This window comes from Xiashengella succiniciproducens, assembly GCF_023674465.1.
In the GTDB taxonomy this organism is placed as follows: domain Bacteria; phylum Bacteroidota; class Bacteroidia; order Bacteroidales; family Marinilabiliaceae; genus Geofilum; species Geofilum succiniciproducens.
This window is the reverse complement of the sequence record NZ_CP098400.1, coordinates 1,646,526-1,671,130: the sequence shown is the minus strand read 5'-3', so window position 1 is coordinate 1,671,130 and position 24,605 is coordinate 1,646,526. Positions and strand designations below refer to the sequence as shown.

The 24,605-nt window shown below is 42.3% G+C and carries 23 protein-coding genes; 14 read left to right on the top strand and 9 right to left on the bottom strand.

The window, feature by feature from the left end:
* Nucleotides 1–7 precede the first annotated feature (7 nt).
* Both M9189_RS07075 and M9189_RS07070 read right to left on the bottom strand, forming a co-directional pair.
* Nucleotides 8–283, bottom strand: a complete 276-nt coding sequence (locus M9189_RS07075) for a four helix bundle protein (protein WP_250721989.1) — start codon at nt 281–283, stop codon at nt 8–10.
* Between the two features lie 105 nt (nt 284–388).
* Nucleotides 389–955: a restriction endonuclease subunit S gene (locus tag M9189_RS07070; RefSeq protein WP_250721988.1), complete on the bottom strand. Its 567-nt coding sequence runs from the start codon at nt 953–955 to the stop codon at nt 389–391.
* A 386-nt stretch (nt 956–1,341) separates the two neighbouring features.
* Between M9189_RS07070 and M9189_RS07065 the strand changes: the two genes are divergently transcribed.
* Nucleotides 1,342–2,334, top strand: a complete 993-nt coding sequence (locus M9189_RS07065) for a methyl-accepting chemotaxis protein (RefSeq protein ID WP_336417647.1) — start codon at nt 1,342–1,344, stop codon at nt 2,332–2,334.
* Between the two features lie 195 nt (nt 2,335–2,529).
* Here M9189_RS07065 and M9189_RS07060 read toward each other — a convergent pair whose 3' ends face one another.
* The 3 genes from M9189_RS07060 to M9189_RS07050 all read right to left on the bottom strand — a co-directional run bounded on the left by M9189_RS07060 (nt 2,530) and on the right by M9189_RS07050 (nt 6,775).
* Nucleotides 2,530–3,201, bottom strand: coding sequence for a rhomboid family intramembrane serine protease (locus M9189_RS07060; protein WP_250721986.1), 672 nt, complete (start codon nt 3,199–3,201; stop codon nt 2,530–2,532).
* Between the two features lie 127 nt (nt 3,202–3,328).
* Nucleotides 3,329–4,462: a universal stress protein gene (locus M9189_RS07055; RefSeq protein ID WP_250721985.1), complete on the bottom strand. Its 1,134-nt coding sequence runs from the start codon at nt 4,460–4,462 to the stop codon at nt 3,329–3,331.
* A 90-nt stretch (nt 4,463–4,552) separates the two neighbouring features.
* Nucleotides 4,553–6,775 (bottom strand): RelA/SpoT family protein, encoded by a 2,223-nt coding sequence (locus M9189_RS07050; protein ID WP_250721984.1) that lies wholly within the window; start codon nt 6,773–6,775, stop codon nt 4,553–4,555.
* A gap of 16 nt (nt 6,776–6,791) precedes the next feature.
* Between M9189_RS07050 and M9189_RS07045 the strand changes: the two genes are divergently transcribed.
* From M9189_RS07045 to M9189_RS07015, 7 genes are all read left to right on the top strand, one after another.
* A complete protein-coding gene (locus M9189_RS07045) occupies nt 6,792–7,208 on the top strand; it encodes a YtxH domain-containing protein (RefSeq protein WP_250721983.1) in 417 nt (138 codons plus the stop codon).
* Nucleotides 7,209–7,237: 29 nt separating this feature from the next.
* Nucleotides 7,238–7,600, top strand: a complete 363-nt coding sequence (locus M9189_RS07040; RefSeq protein WP_250721982.1) for a phage holin family protein — start codon at nt 7,238–7,240, stop codon at nt 7,598–7,600.
* A complete protein-coding gene (locus M9189_RS07035; RefSeq protein ID WP_250721981.1) occupies nt 7,593–7,847 on the top strand; it encodes a hypothetical protein in 255 nt (84 codons plus the stop codon). Before M9189_RS07040 ends, M9189_RS07035 begins: the two co-directional genes overlap by 8 nt.
* A 74-nt stretch (nt 7,848–7,921) precedes the next feature.
* Entirely contained in the window at nt 7,922–9,925 is a 2,004-nt protein-coding gene (ligA, locus tag M9189_RS07030; protein ID WP_250721980.1) for an NAD-dependent DNA ligase LigA, read from the top strand.
* Nucleotides 9,926–9,937: 12 nt separating this feature from the next.
* Nucleotides 9,938–10,483 (top strand): DUF6913 domain-containing protein, encoded by a 546-nt coding sequence (locus tag M9189_RS07025; protein ID WP_250721979.1) that lies wholly within the window; start codon nt 9,938–9,940, stop codon nt 10,481–10,483.
* 69 nt (nt 10,484–10,552) lie between these two features.
* Nucleotides 10,553–11,137, top strand: coding sequence for a penicillin-binding protein activator LpoB (locus M9189_RS07020; protein WP_250721978.1), 585 nt, complete (start codon nt 10,553–10,555; stop codon nt 11,135–11,137).
* 5 nt (nt 11,138–11,142) lie between these two features.
* Nucleotides 11,143–12,567: a COG3014 family protein gene (locus M9189_RS07015; protein ID WP_250721977.1), complete on the top strand. Its 1,425-nt coding sequence runs from the start codon at nt 11,143–11,145 to the stop codon at nt 12,565–12,567.
* 12 nt (nt 12,568–12,579) lie between these two features.
* On the opposite strand, the gene M9189_RS07010 is transcribed toward M9189_RS07015, so the two are convergent.
* Together M9189_RS07010 and M9189_RS07005 are read right to left on the bottom strand one after the other, a co-directional pair.
* Nucleotides 12,580–13,182 (bottom strand): IMPACT family protein, encoded by a 603-nt coding sequence (locus M9189_RS07010; protein ID WP_250721976.1) that lies wholly within the window; start codon nt 13,180–13,182, stop codon nt 12,580–12,582.
* 145 nt (nt 13,183–13,327) lie between these two features.
* The gene (locus M9189_RS07005; protein ID WP_250721975.1) at nt 13,328–13,909 is read right to left on the bottom strand and encodes an NAD(P)H-dependent oxidoreductase; all 582 of its coding nucleotides are present in this window, start codon (nt 13,907–13,909) and stop codon (nt 13,328–13,330) included.
* Nucleotides 13,910–14,242: 333 nt separating this feature from the next.
* Between M9189_RS07005 and M9189_RS07000 the strand changes: the two genes are divergently transcribed.
* Nucleotides 14,243–17,140, top strand: a complete 2,898-nt coding sequence (locus M9189_RS07000; RefSeq protein WP_250721974.1) for a DEAD/DEAH box helicase — start codon at nt 14,243–14,245, stop codon at nt 17,138–17,140.
* A gap of 125 nt (nt 17,141–17,265) precedes the next feature.
* Nucleotides 17,266–17,964: a GIN domain-containing protein gene (locus M9189_RS06995; protein WP_250721973.1), complete on the top strand. Its 699-nt coding sequence runs from the start codon at nt 17,266–17,268 to the stop codon at nt 17,962–17,964.
* 10 nt (nt 17,965–17,974) lie between these two features.
* Here M9189_RS06995 and M9189_RS06990 read toward each other — a convergent pair whose 3' ends face one another.
* Entirely contained in the window at nt 17,975–18,850 is an 876-nt protein-coding gene (locus M9189_RS06990) for a bifunctional 5,10-methylenetetrahydrofolate dehydrogenase/5,10-methenyltetrahydrofolate cyclohydrolase (protein WP_250721972.1), read from the bottom strand.
* 27 nt (nt 18,851–18,877) lie between these two features.
* Nucleotides 18,878–20,215, bottom strand: a complete 1,338-nt coding sequence (gene ffh / locus M9189_RS06985) for a signal recognition particle protein (RefSeq protein WP_250721971.1) — start codon at nt 20,213–20,215, stop codon at nt 18,878–18,880.
* Between the two features lie 243 nt (nt 20,216–20,458).
* On the opposite strand from ffh, the gene M9189_RS06980 reads away from it, so the two are divergent.
* The 4 genes from M9189_RS06980 (at nt 20,459) to thiL (ending at nt 24,476) form a co-directional block, all read left to right on the top strand.
* The gene (locus M9189_RS06980; protein WP_250721970.1) at nt 20,459–20,632 is read left to right on the top strand and encodes a hypothetical protein; all 174 of its coding nucleotides are present in this window, start codon (nt 20,459–20,461) and stop codon (nt 20,630–20,632) included.
* A 56-nt stretch (nt 20,633–20,688) separates the two neighbouring features.
* Entirely contained in the window at nt 20,689–21,645 is a 957-nt protein-coding gene (locus M9189_RS06975) for a metallophosphoesterase (RefSeq protein WP_250721969.1), read from the top strand.
* Nucleotides 21,646–21,717: 72 nt separating this feature from the next.
* On the top strand, nt 21,718–23,379 hold the full coding sequence (locus tag M9189_RS06970; RefSeq protein WP_250721968.1) for a dipeptidase: 1,662 nt from the start codon (nt 21,718–21,720) through the stop codon (nt 23,377–23,379).
* 98 nt (nt 23,380–23,477) lie between these two features.
* On the top strand, nt 23,478–24,476 hold the full coding sequence (gene thiL / locus M9189_RS06965; RefSeq protein ID WP_250721967.1) for a thiamine-phosphate kinase: 999 nt from the start codon (nt 23,478–23,480) through the stop codon (nt 24,474–24,476).
* Nucleotides 24,477–24,605: the final 129 nt, after the last annotated feature.

Here is a 24,605-nt window from a genome sequence, read left to right as displayed (position 1 = left end):
ATATGAATTATGAGTTATGAGATTTGAGATTTTTTTGTTTAATGGTCAAGATAGTACTGCGAATCATTTTTAAGATTTGATTGGCTTCATCAGAGAGTTTGTGAAATTCTTCTCCATTTAAATATTCAGTTTTCTTGAGTAATTCGAGCCAATACAATGTTTCATCACACTCCTTTTGAGCGATACCCAATTTATGAATAAAGTCGTTGGTACTTTCGGCATTTTTAGCTTCTCGAATATTTGCTCCAACAGATGTGCCTGAGCGCAATAATTGCTTACTCATCACATATTCTCATTTCTCTTCAACCAGATTCTTATAGGTTTTCACAATTGCTATCGCAAATGAAAACGACTTATCTTTTAATATGGATTTGCTTTGGCTCATATCTTATCTCTCATAGTTTATAGCCTTCAAAATTTGCTGATTGACCTTCTTGTCCCTCAAAACTTCAATCTGTTGCTTCAAGAACTTTTCCCTGTTTCGGAGTTTTGAAATTTCTACGATTGCTTTTTGCGTTTTAATATCTGGAACTGGTATTTCCAGATTCTCTAAAACCTGTTTTGAAATAGAAGGAATAGAAGTACCAATGGCTTGTGCTTTTAAAAGTGTTTGTGTGGTAGGGTTATTAAGGAACCAGGCCAAAAACCGAGGCAACACTTTGTTGTCAGTTAGTCTGATAACAAAAAAGGAAGTGGAAGCCACAGAAGGTTCGTTGTGGTTTTCAAAAACGGCTGCAAAGTTTTTGGTTCCTTTAGCCGCAAAAAGCACATCACCGTCTCTCAGCAAGTGCTTTTCAGAAATTCCTTCAGCTAGCAAATCAGGGTGAAGAACCGAATGCAAATGACCGAATTCGTCAAAATGCTTAGCCTGTAGATACACCAACTCGCCAATGCCAGCAGGCTTAGCAAAGAGTCCGGTTTGGATGTTTGTGATGTCTTTTATTAGCGTTTTCAAATTTATTCCTTTGTAATGACGCTACAAAAGTAGATAAAGTTTTCTAATATCCAAACTTTTTCTTAAAATATTTATGAGTAGGTGTTCTACAAAGTGTATTTGTCTTCTCTGTACTGTCTTTGGTTAGTAGGGAAAAAGTGGCTCTTTTGGCTTTGCAGTAGGGTCGGCTTGTGGGCAGGGCAAAGCCAAATGTGCCACTTGTGCGGTGGCAGAAATTCATTTTTTTGTGCGGTGGGGTGTTTTATTTTTTCTTGGGTCGGCTTGTGTGTCGCCAAGTTGGTCTGTTGGTCTATGTCGAGATACAGCGAAATTGTCTGCCGAGTATGGTTGTTCAAAAAGTCTGGTCAGGATGTCAAAGGTCGATGGTTTTGGTGTCTCGTTGATGGTTGTTGTGTCGTCTAATAGGCTTGCTTGTAACTTCGTTATATGAGAAAGATCCGCTTTTCCCCTATGATGTAAAAATCCATATCCGGATTATCTTTGTCTTTGTTATTGTTATGGTTCTCCAAGAGGCAAGGATGTTTTACAGCTCCTACAGTTTTACAGACGTTATCAAAAACGTTGATCAAATCTACTCTATAAATTTCACGGGTACAGAAAACCTAATTGAAGCCGACCGTGATGCTTATCAAAGTGTCCTTGCTCTAAATCAAGCCATCTTATTTGCCGGTAGTGGCGATAAGGAAAGGGAAGCTCGTTTGATTGAAGATGCCAGGTTGAATTACAACCAAGTCCTGGAAAGGTATTCGAAGTTTGATTCGATTTCTCACCTGACCTTACATCCTGAATTGAATCCTGTCCGTGCTGATTTTTTCGAGGGATATGGCCGTATTGGAGAACTTACCGAAGACGCTATCAGCTTAATAGAGAGTGGAAAGTATTATGAAGCTTTGGATATTCTTGAAAATGAATACAATGCAGAGCTTAATAAGATGCGAACCTCACTTGACAGACTTACAGAGTTTAGTCTGGCGGAAGCTGAAGAGGCATATGTTTATGTTAAACAAAGAAGTAGTTTTGTTACTAATGTTGCCATAGTGGCTACTATTATCCTAGTAATCCTTGTAACCTTTCTAATTATAACACTTAGCCAAAGCATCAGAAAACCACTCTACGGTGCTATACATCATTTCTCTGATCTTGCTTCAGGTGATCTGAGAACCGAACTTCCGGAACATTATCTGCAACGTAAGGATGAGATTGGCATGCTTTTCAACGGTATGAAGGCTATGATCCAAAACCTTACTGAAGTCGTAAATACCACCCTTCTCGGTGCAGATAAGGTAAATGAAGCAAGTCTGGAACTCAGCAGTACCTCAGAGCAATTATCGGAGGGTTCAAATGAACAGGCTTCTGCTGTTGAAGAGGATTTGCTGTAGTTGCAGCTGAGGTTAGAAAGCTTGCTGAACATAGTAAGAATGCAGCTGCTGCAGAACAGGTTGCCGCAAATGCAAGAAATCTGAACGAGTTTGCACAAGCTTTAAAGAGTGTACTGGAATATTTCAAAGTAGGCTAATAACTGATTATACATTATTTAGATAAAACAGGCTGACTTGAGGAAGTCAGCCTGTTTTTTATTCTCTCTCCTCCTCTTCTGCCACCACTCCTGATTCATTTTCATCTTCATCATCTACAAAAGGTTCTGGTGGCCGCTGAGGTCCTTCATGTCTGAACATTAAAGCATTTATAAAACCGGCAACAAAGCCCCATAGATGCCCCTCCCAGGAAAGCTCCATTTCATATGATAATGGCAACATACCCCAGAAAAGACTGCCATACAGGAATACTACGATTAGGGATACTGCCATCAGAGGTATATGCTTCCTAATTACGCCACTGATAAAAAGAAAGGACGCCAATCCATAAATAAGTCCACTGGCACCAATATGCCAGGCTTCACGACCACCACACCAAAGCAAAATACCTGACATCAGATAAATCAACACAAAGACCTTATAGGCTATTTCCCTGTAGAAATAGAAGAAGGTTACTGATAACACCATAAAGGCCGTAATATTACTAAAGAGGTGTTTCCAGCCTGAATGAACGAAGGGAGACAGCAATATGCCCCGCAGTCCGTCTATTGTACGTGGCCTAACCCCCAGGAAGTTTAAGTTCCAGTTTTCCAGTGATGAAAAGACCTGAGTTGAAAACATCAGCATTACGATGAAAAATGGAAAGATAAGGCTATGCATTATCCTCCTTTGCTCCGGTTTCTGATGACTTCCAACGATTCTGAATTCCATTTTTACTTATTTCGGCATTTCAATTCAATATCCTGCCGGTCAGCAAACCGGTTTATCCGCACTTTAGTCGCAGTTGTTATTAGACTGCAAAAGATGAAATGCCATTTGTGCCTCTGAAATGATAAAACTAAGAGGTAATAATAGTCCTCTGATGAAATACAAGCATAGGTGTATTTGTATGAAACAGCATGCGCTTGGCAACAGAAGGGTTAAAAAGACGGGTTAGCAGGTTCCTCCTCCTGGCTGTCAGACTAATTATGTCAATCTTTTTCTTCCTGATATAGGATTCGAGTCCAATCCAGAAATCCTCGCTCTCAATATAATCACATACTATTGATGAGTTTGGGAAGCGATCCTTCATGTAATTCCTTAAGCCCTCAAGCTTAACCTTAGTCCAGGTACTTCCTGCATCTGGACCAACATGTACAAAGTGAATAGTTACGTCAAGCGGCTTTACTATTCTTTCAAGTTTGTTGAGGGCTACAAAGTCGGACTCCTCAAAATTGGTAGCATAAAGCACGTTTTTGATATGGTCTATGCCTTGGAAATTGAAGTCTTCGGGAACTGCAAGAACGGGAACTCTGGCCAACTCCATAACCTCTGCAGTCACGCTACCGATAAGGTCGGCAGCCTTCCTGTCCTTTCCCCTTGTTCCCAGTATTATCAAAGTAGGCTTATACTCATCACTAAACCGTACTATTTCATCCTCTGCTACACCCCTTACAAGTTTATGCTTAATCTGTAAGTCAGCTCCTGCTTTGCTGGCTCTCTCCTTGAAGCGGGCAATAAACTCCTTCATGTCAGCTTTTGCTTGTTCCTCGGTATCAGCAAGCATCTGATCCAGGTTGGCATCGTAGATATAAGCTTCTGAAAAAGGCAGGGTATTGATTATCGGGTTGAAGTAGACATTCAGAACAGTAATCTCAGCATTTAGTCTTGCAGCCCATTCGAGGGCAAAATCTGCTGCTTTATCTGAATAATCGCTGAAATCAACAGGTAGCAGAATCCTTGGCTTTTGGGGTCTTCCCCCCTTTTTCTCTCTAAACCTGTCAATACCACTCTCCTCGATACTCTCAATTATCTTTATGGCAGCTTCAAGGTCTGATTCCTTAATCCTAACCTTGACTCCCATATTGACAGCTCCCTCAATAACGTTCACATTCTGAAGGAAACATTCAATCCCCTCTGTTTCAAGAATATTCTTGAGGACCTGAGCATGTTGGAAGCTGCTGGTCACCAGGGTAATAATTTTCTCTTCCATGGCCGTATATTTTAGGTTACGGATCAGTCGCCTGATCTTTATTAAATATACAACAAAAACAGCTATCCCACCACAAATCCGTCAAGTAAACTAACCATCGATACGGGATACTGACAGGACACCTTTAATAGCCCTTATCTTTTTTATCAGACTGTTTAATATCAGACTATTACTTACAAATACCGAAACTGCTCCTTCAAATAAACCTTCATTGCTTTCTACTGTAATAGAACGCAATTTGACTCTGGTTTCCTTAGAAATAATTGATGAGATATTGCTGATGATGCCGATATCATCTTCTCCGACAACCTTGATAGCAGCAAGATAATTGCCACTTCCGGCTTCTCCTGTCCACTGCGCTTTTACAATTCTATAAGCGTACTTATTGCGTAGCTCTGTAGCATTAGGACAGGTTGTCCTGTGTATTTTAATCCCTCCGGATACACCTACAAAGCCAAAAATATCGTCACCAAAAATTGGATTACAGCATTTTGCCAACTTGTAATCGACATTTGTCAGGTTTTTATCAATAAGCAATACCTCTCCATCTGCTGTTTCAGTCTCTTCTTTTGCAGCAGCAACAAAATTCTCAGCACTTCTTACGCCTGGAGTGGCAGCCTCTGTGCTTTCCTTTTTTTGCTGAGCCTGAATAAACTCTCTGATTGCTACAACATCGAGTTTTTCAAGAGCTATGTCACGAAACATGTCATGAACAGTCTTATAACGGAAATTCTTGACCAGTTGACCAATAAGTTGATCATTTAGCTCAAGTTTCCAGTTCTTCAGCCTCCTTATCAACGTTTCCCTTCCTATCTCAGCCTCTTTGTACAACTGTTCCCTGAGAGCCTGTTTCAGCTTAGTTTTTGCCCTTGCTGTAGCAACTATATTAAGCCAATCCTGCTTTGGAGCCTGGGTTGAGGATGTCAGAATTTCAATGTGATCACCATTCTGGAGTTGGTACTTGATCTGAACATTCTTTGAATTTACCCTTGCCCCCACGCATTTCTTACCTATCTCTGAATGGATATTAAAAGCAAAATCAAGTACAGTTGCTCCCTTGGGCATTCGTATCAGATCCCCTTTTGGGGTGAAAACGAACACTTCATCATCGTAAAGATTTAACTTAAAGTCATCTATCAGGTCAACAGCATTAAGCTCCGGATTTTCAAGTATTTCACGAACGCTTGTGAGCCACTCGTCAAGTCCGCTTTCACCCCTGATACCCTTATACTTCCAGTGAGCAGCCAAACCCTTTTCTGCAATTTCATCCATGCGCTTTGTACGGATCTGAACCTCCACCCATTTGTTTTGTGGTCCCAGAACCGTAGTGTGCAAAGACTCATAACCATTACTCTTGGGAACAGTAAGCCAGTCCCTCATCCTTCGCGGATTAGGCTGGTACATATCAGCTACTATTGAATAAACTTTCCAGCAGTCAGCCTTTTCATTTTTTAGTTCACTGTCTAGAATTACCCTGATAGCAAACAAATCATAGACCTGTTCAAACTCCACATTCTGCTTCTTCATCTTATTGTAGATGGAGTTGATGGTCTTGGTTCTGCCCTTAATTTCAAACTTTAAATCATGCTTGTTAAGCTCCTCTTTCAGAGGCTCAATAAACTCCTTGATATACCTGTCCCTTTCCCTCTTTGTCTCGTTAAGTTTCTTGGCGATAAACTTATAAATATCCCTTTCGGTATACTTCATCACAAGGTCCTCAAGCTCAGATTTAATAGTATAAAGTCCAAGCCTGTGGGCCATCGGTGCATACAAATAGGAAACCTCTGCTGAAATTGAAAGTTGTTCCTCAAGACTATGTTTTCCAAGGGAACGCATAGTAATCAATCTGTCTGCTATGATAATCAGGACTACCCTAATATCCTTGGCAAACATCAGCAAGAGTTTACGGAAATTTTCAGACTGAATTGAAGAACTTGTGCGATATAGGTCGTAAACCTTGATAAGACCATCCATTATATTGGCCTCAACCTTGCCAAACCTCTTTTCGATTTCCTCTATGGTAGTCTCGGAATTCCTTACGAGTTCGTACAGCAATGCACAAATCAGAGATGTTTTGCCAAGTCCCATCTCCTCTACAGTAACCCGGGCAACTTCAAGGGAATGTACTAGTACCAATTTTCCTGATGGGTGTCTCTCAAAACCGGTTTTCTGCATGGAAAGTTCTATAGCTTCCCTTATCTGTTTGATATCCTTCCAGGTAAGTATAGAAGAACTTGCACGCAACAGATTTCTGTAGCATTTAAGTATCTCTACCCTGTCGCTAATTGGTATACTCTCGAGAATTGCAGCCATAAAACCTTTGTATTATATGGTAAATATAAGAAAAAAGTACCGCAGAGAAATCCATGTATCCCAATATTTCCCTAAGCTGAAATATTTGCATCCGGTACTTGGATGGCTTATATTTATTCATAAAAATCATGCCATTGGCAACAAGTCTCACACTTTAAAATTCATAGCTATGAAATCTGCAGGTTCATTTTTAGGTGGAATACTGGCCGGAGCCGCCATAGGAGCTGCTCTTGCCCTGTTATATGCTCCCCAAAGCGGAGAAGAAACACGCAAGGCACTGAAGAAGAAAATAAGCGAACTTGAAGGAGAACTAGAGGCCCTCGGTTCCACACTGCGTGAAAAAGGTGTGGAAATCAAGGACGAGGTTAAAAAAAGTATTGATGACATAGAAAAGAAAATTTCAAAACTAAGAGCTGAATACGCAAAGCATTAAACTGGTATTCACTCATTTATTTATCAACCATGTTTCAGAATATATTTAGTGAACATCTGTCAGGAATCAGAAAGGAACTGGAAGACTATGTTGGTAAGCGCATCGAACTCCTTAAACTAGAACTGGTTGAGAGACTGTCAAAATGTACTTCCTCAATTATTGTAAAGCTGGGACTGATGTATTTCCTGCTGCTTTTCCTGATGTTCCTTTCACTGGCGGGTGGTTTTTATATTGGTGAACTGCTGCATTCCAATGCTTTGGGATTTCTTATTATTGCAGGCTTTTACCTATTACTAGCTTTCCTGCTTTACATATTCCGGTCCTATCTTGTAGAACGACCGGTAATCAGGAGCTTTATTAAGTTGTTCTTTGAATCTGACAAAAATGAGTAGAAAGGCGGATCACTACAGCAGAATCTCTTCTTTCAGGGAGTTAAGAGAAGAGAAATACAGACTATCTCTTGAGCTTCGTCTTACAAAGACAAGGCTGGATATGACCTTGTTAGAGCTTGAAGGCAGTCTCAGGTCTACACGTCTTTTTGCTTTATTTACATCAACATTGATAAAACCATTTTCAGAACTGATAAGAAACTGGATAAGCAGTAAATCCGGTAGAGTCCCGGAGTCTGGGCACAAATAAACCTTAGCTATCCGGCCTAATCTCCTATAAAATGATATTTTTGTATTAAGTTACATAAGGAAGCTAACGGATCTATGGATAAGCAAAGTGCTGAGGCTGCAATAAAGAGTCTAAGGGATGAGTTACATCATCACAACATCCTTTACTATGTAAAAAACAGCCCTGAAATCTCTGATTATGAGTATGACCAGAAGATGACGGAGCTTATCCGTTTGGAGGCACTTTATCCCGAATTCTATGATTCAAACAGTCCATCAGTAAGGGTTGGTAGTGATCTCAGTCAGGAGTTTAAGCAGGTTCGCCACAAATACCCCATGCTTTCCCTTGGAAACAGTTATTCCATAGGTGAACTACGCGATTTTGTAGAGCGGGTGTATCGTCTTGCAGGAACTCGTCCGGCCTTTGTCTGTGAACTTAAATTTGACGGTACCGCTATTTCCCTGTCATACGAAAATGGATTACTAGCCTCTGGAGTAACACGAGGAGACGGAGAGGTTGGTGATGACATTACACAGAACATCAAGACACTTAGAAGTATACCACTCAGACTTATAGGGAATTATCCTGCCCAACTTGAAGTAAGGGGTGAGATTTATATGCCCCGAAAGGGTTTTGAAGAACTCAACAGGATGCGCGAGGAGATTGGAGAACAACCCTTTGCAAATCCTCGCAATGCCGCAGCAGGATCACTGAAGTTGCAAAATAGTGCCCAGGTAGCCAAACGCCCCCTTGAATGCTTCCTCTATCAGTTTATTAGTGATGATTTACCCTATCAGACCCATGCTGAACTGCTGAAAGCAGCATCTGAATGGGGACTCAGGGTATCACCCCACTATGTTAGATGTACCAGCTTTGAAGAAATTGAAGCTTATATCACACATTGGGACACTGAACGCAGAAAGCTCCCCTTCGATATTGACGGGGTTGTAATCAAGGTTGATGACATGCAGTTGCGCGAGGAACTGGGTTTTACAGCAAAGAGTCCCCGCTGGGCAATCGCATATAAGTTTAAGCCCGAAGCGGCCTATACAAGGCTTAATTCGGTCGATTTTCAGGTTGGTCGCACTGGTGTTGTAACTCCGGTAGCTAATCTGGATCCTGTATTACTTGCGGGAACAACTGTAAAACGTGCATCACTGCATAATGCAGACATAATTGAATCGCTTGACCTGCATATCGGAGACATGGTATCAGTTGAAAAGGGAGGCGAGATAATTCCTAAGATAACTGGTGTTGATAAAAGCAAGCGCACAGAAGAACATGAAAAAGTAAGGTTTATAACCGCTTGTCCTGAATGCGGTACCCCACTTGTCCGAGAGGAAGGTGAAGCTGCACATATATGTCCCAACCGTGCCTCCTGTCCACCGCAGATCAAGGGCCGAATAGAGCATTTCATAAGCCGTCAGGCCATGGATATCTCAGGACTGGGTAGTGAAACAATAGCTCTACTGTACGATAAGGGACTAATTAAGAACGTAGCCGACCTATATCGGTTAAAGGAATCTGACATAGCACCACTGGAAGGACTTGGTGAAAGGTCCGCAGCCAATATTATAAGTGGTATAGAGGCATCAAAGCAGATACCTTTCTCAAGGGTATTATTTGCACTTGGCATTCGTTTTGTTGGTGAGACAGTCGCCAAGAAGCTTGCTTCTTCCCTGCGTTCCATGGACAGAATTATGAATGCTTCATTTGAGGAACTTCTGGCTGTGGACGAAATAGGACAGAAAATAGCTGCAAGCATAAAAGCTTATTTTGCAGATGAAGCTAATGTCCGGCTTGTTGAAGATCTGAGATTTTTCGGCCTTAAAATGGAGGAAGTGGAAAGTGGTAACATCGCAGTGTCGGATACACTTAACGGACTTAGCTTTGTGGTTAGTGGGGTGTTTTCAATATCGCGCGATGAGCTAAAAGGCCTGATAGAGGCCCACGGAGGCAAGAACCTGTCCTCAGTTACCGGAAAAACAGACTATCTGGTTGCCGGTGACAACATGGGACCCGCAAAACTTGAAAAAGCACAGAAACTTGGGGTAAAGATTATTTCGGAACAGGACTTTATGAAAATGATCGGTAAATAAAGATTATTTCAAATGATATTATTTGAAGGATGTAGAACTAAGATTTGCAAGAGTATTCTTAAGAAGCGCATTAAGAAGCGTAACAGAAAGGTTGTTGCCAGGGGTCTGAACCAGGCCTCAAGTCTGGGCATTATATTCGATGCAAACAAAAAGGAAGATGTCAGCCTGATAAAGGCATTATTAAAGGAATTACCTGGTGTTAAGGAATTAAGTGCTATAGGCTATTATAGTGTAAAAAAGGTGCCGCATGACTACATTAGCGACAAGTCATGGTATTTTTTCACACCCAATGAATGCGACTTCTTGTTCCGACCCAAAGGTGAGTATTTTGATGCCTTTATTGAAAAAAAATTCGATATCCTGCTTGTTTTGGATAATTCCAACCATACCCCCATTGAGTGGCTTGCAGCCATGTCTCTTTCCGGCTTTAAAGCCGGAAGATCTGGTTATTATGATCATGTATTGGACTTCATGATAGAATTAAAGGAAGGGGGAACTGAAAGACTTCTGAAAGAATTAAAGCATTATTTGGGCAATTTGAATAACCAAAATGCCTAAACTTTGGTATAAGTTTTGAATCTAAATCGTCTGAATTAATAATAAGTGTATTAACCAAACATTCTTAATATGAAGCATTTACTTATTGCAACAGTGCTGGTTTTGGGATTTGGCCTGCAAGGCTGCAAGTCGCACAGCGTAGAGCGTATAGGCACAGAGGAGACAATTGATTTGAGTGGACGCTGGAATGATTCTGACTCCAGGATGACGGCTGAAGCTATGGTTGACCAGATTCTTAATGCAGGATGGCTCGATCAGCATGTAAGAAAGACAGGTGAAAGACCTGTTGTAATCGTTGGTCTGGTTTATAACAAGTCACACGAACACATCAATGCTGAAACCTTTATTAAAGACGTTGAACGCGCTTTCATCAATAGCGGTAGGGTTCGTCTGGTACAGGCCGGAGAGAAGAGAGAAGAACTACGTCGTGAGCGTGCTTCACAACAAGATTTTGCTTCTATTGAAACTGCCAAGCGTTGGGGGCAGGAACTTGGTGCTGACTACATGCTTAATGGTGATATTAACTCAATAGTTGACAGCTACAAAAAAGAAAAAGTAACTTATTATCAGGTAAATCTGGAACTTACTGATATCGAATCTAGTGAAGTTGTTTGGATTGGTGACAAGAGGATTCGCAAATATATTACTAACTGATTTTCATGCGTTCTCGGTTTTCATTAAGTAGAGCAAGACAGGTAGCGTTATCCGCAGGGATAACGCTGCTTTTAAGTTCCTGTGCCACATTTTATCAAAAAACTGCTATTCTCCAGGAGAAGATTGCTGCTGGAGATTTTCAGGCTGCATACAAGGAACTGGAGAAGGATAAAAAATGGGCCGAGGACAACCACAGGGTTCTCTATTTCATGAACCGTGGCCTGGTTCACTTCATGCTGGGCGAGCATGAAGCAAGTAATGAGTACTTCAACAAGGCCGATTATTACATCGAAGATTACAGCAAGAGCTTTGGTACAGAAGCATTGGCCCTCGTTACCAACCCCATGGCCAGGCCATATAAACCGGAGGATTTTGAATCCATCATGATCCATTTTTACAAGGCTTTCAACTTCATTGCGATGAATGATTATGAAAGTGCACTTGTGGAATGCCGGAGGATAGATATCCGCCTGATGCAGTTTAACGAAAAATACAAGGAAAACAAGAGCCGCTATACCCGCGATGCTTTTGCCCACAACCTGATGGGTATGATCTATCAGGCAGCAGGTGACTACAACAATGCTTTTATTGCCTATCGCAATGCTCTGGAGATTTATGAGAGTGATTACAATGAGCTCTTTGGAGTTACTCCTCCACTACAGCTGAAACTGGATCTGCTCTATTGTGCCAAGAAGGTTGGTTTCAACAGTGAGGTTAGATTCTATGAGGAGAAGTATGCCTTAAAGACCCCGGAAATGAAGGATGGACAAGGTGACCTTGTCTATATCTGGATGAACGGATTGGGTCCCGTTAAGGCAGAATGGAGTCTCAACCTGACAAACATGGGCTACAAGGACGGTCTGTTGCTCTTTGGCAGCGAGGAACTTAATTTCAGCTATCCAATAACTCTAAGCAGTGTGTCGTCTTCAACACAGTCACAGCTTAAGGACTTATCAGTTATTCGTGTTGCCTTTCCTAAATACGTAGAGCGCCCCCCTGTATATGTAGGAGCCCAATTAAACTACAACGGGGAAAGTCATAAACTTGAAATGGCTGAAAATATAAATAAGATAGCCTTCCAGTCACTTAGGGACAGAATGCTGAGGGAGATTGGAAATAACCTGCTAAGGATTGCTACCAAACAGGCTATGGAATATGTTGCCCGTAAGGAGAATGATAATCTTGGTGCAATAGTCAGTATTGTAAATGCCATGACAGAAAAGGCTGATACTCGTAACTGGCAGTCTCTTCCCTATTCATTGTATTACACAAGGGTTAGCATGCCGGAAGGTGAACAGGTTCTGACATTAGAGCAACAGGACTCATTTGGAAAGCTAACATCTGAAGAAGTGAAGGTGAATATAAAAGCCGGTAAAAGTGCATTCCAGATTTACCATCAGTTGGCTTCATATCCTATGCTCCAACCCTAAGCTTTGCTTTAGTTAATCATTTTCAAATATAAGACCATCAACCGTTTGCAATTTATTCTTAAGTTGCTCAGATTTGCCTTTGCGTATGCTCAGCAGCATCCTGCAAGACAGGTTGAAGTCCTGACTTAATACCTCGGGTTCTTCATCCTTTATAATACGCATTACCCCATTCATAGACTCATATGGGAAGGCTATTTCAATGTTTTTGTTGATTGTCTTCTCTATTATCCTTGCATTTGCAAGTGCGTCAGCTGCTGCAACCTTATATGCATTTATTAGTCCACTTACACCCAGTTTGGTACCCCCAAAATAACGCACAACCACTATTAGGATATTTGTCAGTTCGTTACTGCGAATCTGACCATGTATTGGCTTCCCTGCTGTACCCGATGGCTCACCGTCATCATTGACCCTGTAGTTCATTCCATCATAGCCCAATTGCCAGGCAAAACAGTGGTGACGGGCATCATAATACTTAGTACGCAGTTCATTTATATACTCCTTTGCTTCTTCTTCGTTCTCCACAGGCCAGGCATAGGCAAGAAACTTGCTGCCCTTTTCCTTGTAAAGCCCTTCGGCCGGGCCATCTATAGTCCTGTATACATCATCCGCCATATCAACTCTTTGTTTCCACAAAATTAAGAAAATGAAACGGCCTAAAACAATTTTGCCGGCACGAGCCGGCAAAATCCATTGTCTAAAAGTTTGGCTTAATTTAAAGTAATACTTTAATACAATACTGTATATTACGTAATAAAAGTTAGTTAATTTCAGGATACATATTAAGAGCGCAACGCAGGTACTCCTCCCTTTTTTCTTTGTCGGCAGATGTAATCTCTTCATAAAACTGATGTCCAACTACCTCCATTCCGCAGTATTCGAATACTTCCTTACCCTGAATTGCTCTGAAAGCCTCAAGCAAACCCTTACGGTTGTACTCAGCAACACTATTGCCCATGGTAGTGTGAATCAGTACGTGCTTACCCTGCAAGAGCCCTTTTGCACCATCTGGTCCATAATCAAATGCAAAGCCTTTTGTCAATACCCGGTCTATATAGCCCTTGAGTATTGCAGGGAAACTGGCCCACCACAGTGGATAGACAATTGAAATCAGGTCTGCATTTCGTATTAGCTCCTGCTCCGCCTTTATATCAGATGGGATATCGCTTGTTTTTAGTGCCTCCAGGTCATCAGGATCAAGCACTGCCTTGAAACTTCCCTTATACAGGTTTCTCCATACTACACTCATGCCAGCTGCTTTGTATCGGCTCTCAAGTTCTGATGCCAGATAATTAGTAAAACTCCTGGGTGAGGGATGTGCTGAAATTATCAAATGTGTCATATCAAATTTTAATGAAGTATGTTGTTTATACAGATAGTAGTTTTTTAACGTCCATCTGTTTATCATGAAAACCAGCAGCAGTTGTATTTGTTCACCATTTCACACATCGATTGGATACTGCATTCTATCTCCTTGCATCCATGATGCCTTTTTCTTCCCGGTAATGGCAAAGCAAAGATTCACTTCAGCGTTGTGATATGTTTTATATCATGGCTTTAGAAGTTTGACCAAACCACATTCAGGCATTTTTTTACCTGAAAGGCTGACTATTGTTAGGTTTGCTGCCCATCGTTTTTGTATATTTGTAGGTTCATGTAGTTCAAACCAACATAAATGGAGCAGTTGATCGTAGTTTTTGCCCAAAAGAGGAATATTGGTCTAACGGCTATCCCCTATCTTGCTGTAATTGGGGATAATAAGCCTATCGAACTACTTGAACATGCCACTCCTGAACATATCAGGAAAGATGAAAGGCGGTTTACCAACGATGAAAAAGAACTGATCAATATACTGTCACAGATCAGCGATCAGCAACTCTATAGGAAGTTTGGCCGTGAGGATAGTCTTAGGTTGTTTATCGATGGGTTGCCAGGTCATAAGCTATTACATAGTCATATACTACCCTTTATTGATAGCGTTCTGTTTCAGGCTATTAAGGTTCTGGCCAGCTCAGATGTAAATGCATACTACAAAGATGCTGCCTTTGGAAACCTGTACAATACTGATATATTAAACATTCCGCCTCTTCCTGCAAAAGCCCTGTTTTATTTTATGCTTAAACCAGAGGGTTTAAGCTACTCTCTGAGGATACTTCAGGAAATACCCGGACAACAAGCCAAGGAGTTTTCCCTGAAAGACAGAGAGATCGGGTTTATTTGCAAAAGAAATGCTGTAATCAGGATTGGCAACCGTATTTATTACTTTGACGATATTGACCATAATAAGCTAAAGCCCTTCCTTGACAAGTACACTATACAGGTACCCTCCTCAAGGCTGGATGACTATATGAAGGGCTTTGTGGCAAACTGTATAAGGACATACGAAGTTATTGCTGAAGGATTTACGATAGAGGAAAGTAATGATCAGCCATCTCCTCACCTTTCCCTGCTAAAGGATTTAAATCTGGAGCCGGTAGTAGGCCTCAACTTTAGATATTTCAACCGGGTCTTTCTGGCCGATAATAAGGCCTCTGTTTTTGTAGATTGCATTTACAAGGATGGAAAATACCGCTTTTTCAGGATTAGACGTGATTTTGGATTCGAACAGGCAGCTGTTGAAAAACTGCATAATCTGGGGCTAAGAAGATGTGGAGATGCGCTCTTTAAGCCTGTTTTAGAGGATGAGGAAACTGGTGACGCAAGGGCACTGGCCAGACTTGCCGAATGGCTTAGGACCAATCGCGAAAAGCTTGAGAAGGAAGGTTTTTCAATAAATACTGAGTTTGAAGACAGGCAGATTGCACTAGATCTGCCCGGACTTGATATCAAAAGCCAGGAGGATAATGACTGGTTTGATATTCATGTAAGTGTGCGTATTGGCGATTTTATCATTCCCTTTCTTAAATTCAGGAAGAACCTGATAGAAGGCGACCCCGCATATATATTGCCTGACGGACGCCTCTTCCTTTTGCCTCCTGAATGGTTTACCCGCTTTAGCGAACTCTTTGACTATGCTAAGGTAGAGAAGGATAGTATCAAACTGCCACGCGCCCATTTCAGTATTATGGAAAGGGTTAGCAGCGTTAATGTCAATGGGCACAAAAGCGGAGAGAATGTTGTTCCGGTATTTCCGGAAACTTCTCTACCTGTTGGTCTGAACGCAACACTAAGACCTTATCAGCTGGAAGGCTATGCATGGCTTAATTTCCTCAGGGAGAACGGATATGGTGGTATTCTTGCAGATGATATGGGTCTTGGCAAGACTTTGCAAACCATTACAATGCTGCTCAGAATCTATCAGGACGACAGCGGCAGTGTAAAGCGGAACGAGGGTTCCCTACCCCCATCTCTGATCGTGATGCCTACCTCACTGGTACACAACTGGCAGGCTGAATTTAAGAAGTTTGCCCCTGCACTTAAAATATACAACTTCACAGGGGGCAATAGGCTAAGATCCAAGAGTATAGGCCGGATTTTCAATCACTATCATGTGGTTCTGACATCCTATGGCATACTGAGAAATGATATCGAACTGCTTAAACATTGTAGTTTCCATTACTTTATCCTCGATGAAAGCCAGTATGTTAAGAATCCCAGCTCCAAGATCTATGATGCTGTCAAGCAGGTAGAGTCGCGCTACAGACTTAGTCTGACGGGTACTCCGATAGAAAACTCGCTGACAGACCTTTGGGCACAGATGAACCTAGTTAACAAAGGTCTGCTTGGTTCGCTTGCCTTCTTTAAGCGCAGCTTTGTGCAGCCTATTACCAGACAAAGTGATGAGGAAAAGGAGCTTAAACTCAAGAAACTGATACAGCCATTTTTGCTCAGGCGAAGAAAAGAGGAAGTTGCAAGAGACCTGCCTCCGCTTATGGAACAGACTCTTTATTGTGATATGACGGCTGATCAAAAGTCCTATTATGAGAAGGAAAAATCCGGGATTCGTAATACTATCTCTAAGATCTTTGAGGCGAAGGATGCTGATCAGACCAAACTATTGGCACTTCAGGCGCTCACCCGCCTGAGGCAGATAGCCAACCACCCCCTAATGGTTGACGAAACCTACGTAGGCTCTTCCGGTAAGTTTGAACAGATTGTTGATAACCTCGAGAGCATTGTTTCCGAGGGGCACAACGTCCTTGTTTTCTCTTCCTTTGTCAAGGACCTTGAGATACTTGAAAGAGCCTTAAAAGACAGAAAACTAACGTATTCAATGCTCACAGGTGCCACTCAGGAAAGACAAAAGGTTATTGAAGAGTTCAATGAAAAGGCTCCAATCTTCCTTATCTCTCTTAAGGCAGGGGGTGTGGGACTTAATCTTGTAAAGGCTGACTATGTCTTTATGCTTAACCCCTGGTGGAATCCGGCGGCAGAGGCACAGGCTATCAACCGCGCACATAGGATCGGTCAGACAAGGAATGTCTTTGTTTACCGCTTTATTTCAAGCGACACAATTGAGGAAAAGATAGCCAAACTGCAGCAAAGGAAGACTGAACTTGCGGATATGTTCGTCAACAGCAACAACCCACTTTCAGATCTTAGTAAGGAAGAGATTATGGAATTGCTTAGTTAAAAACATGAGTAGCTGACGGGATATGACCAGTGTCAGCAATAAGCGTTACCTCCCTGACCCATGAGGTTAGCAATATGAAATATTTGTGGCTTGATTATTGACAATTAGATAACAAATAAACGACTATGAAGTATATTACATTAGTAGTGGCTTTAGCAATTACCAGTTTTTCCGGATTAAGGGCACAGAGTATTGAAACAAGGGAACTCGCTCCTTTTGAGAATTTGCGTATCTCGCGCGGGATTAATGTCACCCTTGTAGAAGGTGAAAGTCCAATGGCCGAGATACATATAGAGAATGCTCCGACAAGCGAGGTAGTAATCGAGCAAAACAGTAAGGAGCTCAGTATCCGCATGAAAGGTCGCACCTATGGCGATGAGGTAGCTGTAAACGTGTACCTTCATTTTCAGAACCTCAAAAATATCAATATCCTAAGCGGAGGCGGGCTTTACAGCCAGTGGGATATCGAACTCGAAAAATTGAGGATAGAGGCTGGCTCAAATACTGAGATAGAACTCCTTGAGTTGACTATCGGTGAACTAGAAATAAGTGCGGCTACTACAGAAATAGAACTGGCTGGTGAAGCCAATATCTTTCGCCTGAATGCTACGGCCGGCGCTGATGTAAAGGCTGGTGAGTTCCACGTTAAAGAAGCTGATATCAGAGCAAATACAGGAGCTGATATTGAGATTTGGGTAACAGAAAAACTGAAGGCAAGACTTGGTACCGGTTCGGAGCTTAAATACAAGGGTAACCCGCCGGTTGTTGAAAGTAGCCTAAGTCTGGGTGCAAAAATAGATGCAGTAGAAGATTTTTGGGATTAAGCCTATAGGCTTAATCCCTTTTTCTTGCTGCTTTCAATGTATTTAATAGCAGTGATGCTATTGTCATAGGACCAACTCCTCCGGGAACTGGAGTGATATAGCTGCACTTCGGTGCAACATGCTCAAAGTCCACATCACCTTTTAGTTTCCATCCGTTCTTAGTCTCAGGGGCATGTACTCTTGTTGTTCCCACGTCTATCACTACTGCACCTTCCTTCACCATATCTGCTTTAAGAAATTCAGGCACACCCAGTGCTGCAACGATAATATCGGCCTGCAGACACAGCTCCTGAAGATTTCTTGTACGACTGTGGCAAACAGTGACAGTGGCGTCACCAGGATTTCCTTTTAGCGACAACAGTATACTTAAAGGACGACCAACAATATTGCTACGGCCAATAACAACCACATGCTTACCACGTGTTTCCACGTTATATCGCTTCAAGAGCTCCATAATACCCTGCGGAGTGGCTGAAACAAAGGTGTCTGCACCTGTGATCATTCTGCCAAGGTTCTGCGGATGGAAACCGTCAACATCCTTTGCAGGATTTATTGCCTCGGTAACCTTTTCTTCTGAGATATGGACAGGAAGTGGCAACTGAACGATAAAACCGTCTATCTCCGGATCCTTGTTTAGCTTATCAACAGCTTCCAGGAGCTCCTCTTCAGTAACATTTGAATCAAACCTGACCAGGGTTGATGCAAACCCCACACTCTCACAGGCCTTTATCTTGGCCGACACATAAGTTTCACTTCCACCGTCATTGCCAACAAGAACAGCTGCCAGATGTGGCCTTCTCTTACCTCTGGATAGCATTTCCTTTACTTCAGCAGCTATCTCATCCTTTATTTGAGCCGAAGTCAGTTTTCCGTCCAATAGTTGCATCGTTCCCTTAGTTTAATAGTTATAAGATTATGGTCTGCGGCCTGGTTGCATTCCAGCAAGTGCTCTTGTGAGATTCTTTCCCTGACCTGCCATCTTCATGATCTTTCGTGTATCTTCAAACTGCTTCAACAGCCTGTTTACTTCCTGTATAGAGGTTCCGCTACCAGCAGCAATCCTCTTGCGGCGACTTCCATTGATAATAGCGGGATTGGCTCTTTCATCAGGGGTCATTGAGAATATAATAGCTTCAATGCCTTTGAAGGCATCATCATCAAAATCCATATCCTTGATGGCCTTGCCCATTCCCGGGATCATAGATGCAAGATCCTTAAGGCTACCCATCTTCTTGATCTGCTGGATCTGGGAAAGGAAGTCGTTGAAGTCAAACTGATTCTTCTGAAGCTTCTTTTGTAGCTTGCGGGCTTCTTCGGCATCAAACTGCTCCTGTGCCCTTTCAACCAGTGAGACGATGTCACCCATTCCAAGGATACGGTCGGCCATACGACTGGGGTGGAATACATCGAGTGCATCCATCTTTTCACCAGTACCTACAAACTTGATAGGCTTGTTTACTACACTTCTGATAGAAAGAGCTGCACCACCACGGGTATCACCATCAAGCTTTGTAAGCACAACTCCATCAAAGTCCAACCTGTCGTTGAATTCCTTGGCAGTATTTACAGCATCCTGACCGGTCATAGAGTCAACCACAAAGAGGATTTCATGAGGATCAACAGCCTTCTTGACGGCACTGATTTCATTCATCATCTCTTCGTCAACTGCCAGACGACCGGCGGTATCGATAATTACAACGTCACATCCCTTTTGTTTGGCATCCCTGATTGCATCTTTTGCAATCTGAACCGGATTCTTGCTGCCTTCCTGGGTAAAGACGGGCACTCCAATCTGTTCACCAAGTACCTGCAATTGGTTGATAGCAGCTGGACGATAGACGTCACCGGCAACAAGCATTGGCTTCTTGCCTCTTTTTGTCTTCAGGAGATTTGCAAGTTTACCTGAAAAAGTGGTTTTACCGGAACCTTGCAAACCGGCTATAAGGATAATTGAAGGATTGGCTTTAATATTAATATCAGTACTAACACCTCCCATCAGGTCGGTCAACTCATCGTGAACGATCTTGACCATCATTTGCTGAGGCTTTACGGCTGTAAGTACATCCTGACCCAGTGCCTTTTCCTTAACTGCTTCGGTAAAGGTCTTGGCTATCTTAAAGTTAACGTCAGCATCCAGCAATGCCCTGCGTACCTCTTTCAGGGTCTCCGCTACATTGATCTCGGTTATCTTGCCCTGCCCTTTTAGCAGTTTAAACGATCTTTCAAGTTTTTCCGATAGATTCTCAAACATCTTTACTCCTTTTAATTTCCGCAAAAATAGCAAAAATAATCTCTGACCTGCCAATCTCCGCAAATATTACTTGCAGTAAAGCAGACATATGATACTAGCGAATTTAAGCATTGGATAACGGTATGTTTTTATGATTTTCTTTGGACAAACAAGGCCTGCCTCTTATATTTACAATTGCGTCCTGTGCTTCAGATGATTTTAATTAGTGTCAGGATGCTAAGTTAAACCATAAATCCCTCTATTATGAGCAAAGAATCGGGCGCATCAGGTGCTATTTATTTCCTGGGTTTAGTAGGATCCGCAGTGTACTTTATTTCACAGGCCGTTGGGTTCTGGGCTGGAGTAATAGGCTTTCTCAAAGCCCTGGTATGGCCGGCCTTTTTAGCATATGAGTTATTCAAATACCTGGGTGCCTAAGACAGGCTGAAAAACTGCTGCACTCTTTGATCAGAAATTAGACAATAAGTGATGGGATGATTGATAATACCGGGGAAAGAGTATACGAAAGACTGGACATAATCGGGGATATCCACGGCTATTATGATGAGCTGATCGATCTGTTGTCAGCTATGGGCTATCATAAAGTCGGGGGTGTTTGGCAACACCCCCTCAGATGTGCTGTGTTTATTGGTGACTTCGTAAGCCGTGGTCCGGATACGCGGGGAGTGCTTGAAACTATAAGACTGATGACCGATAGTGGCTTTGCCTATGCCGTATTGGGTAATCATGAACTCAACATGATTGGCTATTTCACAAATGGCAAGGATGGCAGAGCTTTATACAAACCACCGGAATCCAACAAGAAGCAACTTGATGCCATTAAAGCACAGTTTACCGGCGAAAAACCGCTGCTCAAGAGCTACGTAAAATGGCTCAGAACACTCCCCTTTTATCTTGAATTTGATGGTCTAAGAATTGCGCATGCTTACTGGAGCGATGCTCATATTAGCCTTATATCCGATACTCTTGCCGGAGGGAAACTCAAAAAACGGATGATTAAGGAGATATTCTCAGGTAAGAGCAACTTTGCCCATGCTGTAAGGCAGACTACAAGGGGTATCGAACTCAATCTCCCTGATAATCTAATTATTAAGGATTCGAAGAATGTAAACCGTAAAAACTTCCGTATCAAATGGTGGGAAGAGCCGGATGGAAAGACCTTTAGGGAATTAAGTTTCGGGAACCGCTTCCTGCTGCCAGATTATACAGTTCCTCAACAGGTATTGCAACCATTTGAAGTTTATAATGAAAGTAAACCGGCTTTTATCTTCGGACATTATTGCGCCGGACAGGATGCAGGGGTGTTAAAGGAAAATCTTTGCTGCATCGACGGATGCGTAGCCAACAAGGGAAAACTCCTGGCATACAGATGGGATGGCGAAAGAGTGCTAACACCAGCAAAGGTTACAAGTGCTCCGGTAGTGGTATGACTGTAATCATTAGAATGCTTAGGGAAAAAAGATATATTTGTACGAATTAGAATTGCTAACACTATAATAAATATGATTGGAAAAAGAGCTTTTGCTATTCTCCTTCTGACTGTTGGAGTGACGGGAGGATTTAACACTAGTGAGGCCTGCACAAATGTGCTGGTTACAAAGGGAGCCTCGGTTGACGGTTCAACCATAATTTCTTATTCAGCGGATTCGCATGATCTGTATGGTGAACTATATTACTGGCCCGGAAGGGAATGGCCTGAGGGTGAGATGCTAAACGTTTATGAATGGGATACCGGTAAATACCTTGGTCAGATACCACAGGCAAGGAAGACCTATACTGTTATTGGCAATATGAATGAACACCAGCTTACAATAGCCGAAACAACTTTCGGCGGACGAAGCGAACTGGTTGACACAACAGGTATTATTGATTACGGAAGTCTTATCTATATTACTCTGCAGAGAGCTCGTACCGCACGTGAAGCTATCAGCATTATGGCCGATCTGACTGAACAATACGGCTATTACAGTTCGGGAGAATCCTTCTCAATCGCTGATCCCAATGAAGTATGGATCCTTGAAATGATTGGCAAGGGTAGTGAAAATAAGGGAACTGTATGGGTTGCTGTAAGAATCCCTGACGGTTATGTGTCAGCTCACGCCAACCAGGCACGTATCACAACCTTCAACCGTAAGGATAAGGAGAATGTGATGTATTCAAAGGATGTTATAAAGTTTGCCAGTGAAAAGGGATACTTTGATGGTAAGGATGATGAATTCAGTTTTGCAGATGCATACGCTCCTCTTGACTTCGAAGCGGTTCGCTTCTGCGAAGCCCGTGTTTGGAGTGCCTTCCGAAATGTAAACTCGGAAATGGACAAGTATGTTGATTTCGCTTTGGGCAAATCTGATGAAAGACTTCCTTTGTTTATTAAGCCTGAAAAGAAGGTAAGCGTAAGGGATGTACAAAACATTATGCGTGACACCTATGAAGGCACTCCCCTTTCAATGTCACAGGATCCGGGCGCAGGTCCCTACTCTGCTCCTTATCGCTGGAGACCTCTGACATGGGAAGTTGACGGTGAGACTTACTTTAATGAACGTGCCATTGCAACGCAGCAGACAGGCTTTACCTTTGTTGCACAGATGCGTAGCTGGCTTCCAAATCCTGTAGGAGGTATCCTTTGGTTTGGTGTTGATGATGCCAATATGACCGTTTTTGTGCCGATGTACATGGGTATGACCTCTATTCCTGAAAACTATGCTCAGGGTGAGGCTGATCTGCTCACTTTCTCATGGAATTCTGCTTTCTGGGTATTCAACTGGGTTGCCAATCAGGCTTACAACCGCTACAGCCACATGATTACAGATATCCGCAAGGTTCAGACAGAACTTGAAGATAAGTTTGAACTCTACGGTCCCATTATCGATGAGGCAGCTGCCAAATTGTATAAGGCCAATCCTGAATATGCTAAGGCCTTTCTAACTGACTATAGCCATGAACAGTCACGCCAGACTGTTGATAAATGGAAGAAACTTGGTGAATTCCTGATGGTTAAGTATCTCGATGGTAACCTGCATCCTGAAAAGAATGGTGTTTTTCTGAGAAATGAACATGGTAATCCTGCACATGCAGAATTCCCCGGTTACAGCCAGGATTACTACAAAAGAATTGTTGAAGAGACTAAGGATCGTCTAAAAGTACTTGACAAAAAGTACTACTAGTCCATCCTTTAGGCTTACTTAAATACACGGCCTTGAATCTTCGGATTCAAGGCCTTTTTGCTTTATTTTCCCTATTTTTGCAACTCAAAGTCTGATATATGAATTTATCTTCAATAGGGGAATTTGGCTTTATCAAAAGGTTTTCCGGTAAGTTTGACGACCTTCTCGGACCCGGGAGCACAGGCATTGGAGATGACTGTGCGGTGATTCCAGTGGAAGGGGACGGTGAACTTGTGGTAAGTACCGATATGCTAGTGGAGGATGTACATTTTCTACGGGACAAGATTAGCTCTTATGACCTTGGATATAAGTCACTGGCCGTTAATCTAAGCGATATTGCCGCTATGGGAGGCAGTCCTGTTGCTTCATTTTTGTCACTGGCAATTCCGCCTGATCTGGACCTTGAGTATATGGACTGTCTGCTTGACGGATACCATGATTTGAGCCGCAGATTCGCTGTTCCTCTTATGGGTGGTGATACAACCCGCTCTGGTGAGAAGCTGGTTATTAGCGTTACCATCCTTGGTAAGGTTGCCAAAGGCAGAGCTCGTCTTCGTTCAGGGGCCCAAACCGGAGATATAGTGGCTGTTACTGGCAAATTGGGTGATTCAGCTGCCGGACTTCATATTCTGCTTAACAGTTTGGGGTGTGAAGGAGTAAATGAGCAACTTGTTGCAAAACACACCAAACCGGAGCCCTGCGTTAAAGAAGGAAGCTGGCTTGCCACTCAGGATGGGGTAAATTGTATGATGGATGTAAGTGATGGTATTGCGTCTGATATTGGCCATATCCTTAACAGATCAGGTAAGGGAGCAGTCATAGACCTGAATGGCCTTCCTCTCTCAGATGAACTCAGAACTTTTTGTAGTGACAGACAGTTAGACCCGTATTATTTTGCGACTTCCGGAGGTGAAGATTACTGCCTCCTGCTGACTATTAGTAAGGATCTCTTTGATTCTGTTGCTAAAGCATATTCACGGGAGTTTTCAACCTGCCTCTATCCTATTGGACAAATTACAGATGGCAGTGAATTGACCTGGAAAAAGGATGGTAAAGTTCTTGCAAAAGGTCCCGGAAAAGGTTTTAGCCATTTCTGAATCTGGAATAGTTTGCATTTAAATATCTGGATAGACCTTTATTTCCGGGCTTACTGAATGGATGTACTAATATTACAGTTCTTTTTTGCTGGATAAGACCTTTCCGCTTATATTTGTTAAATACTTCAG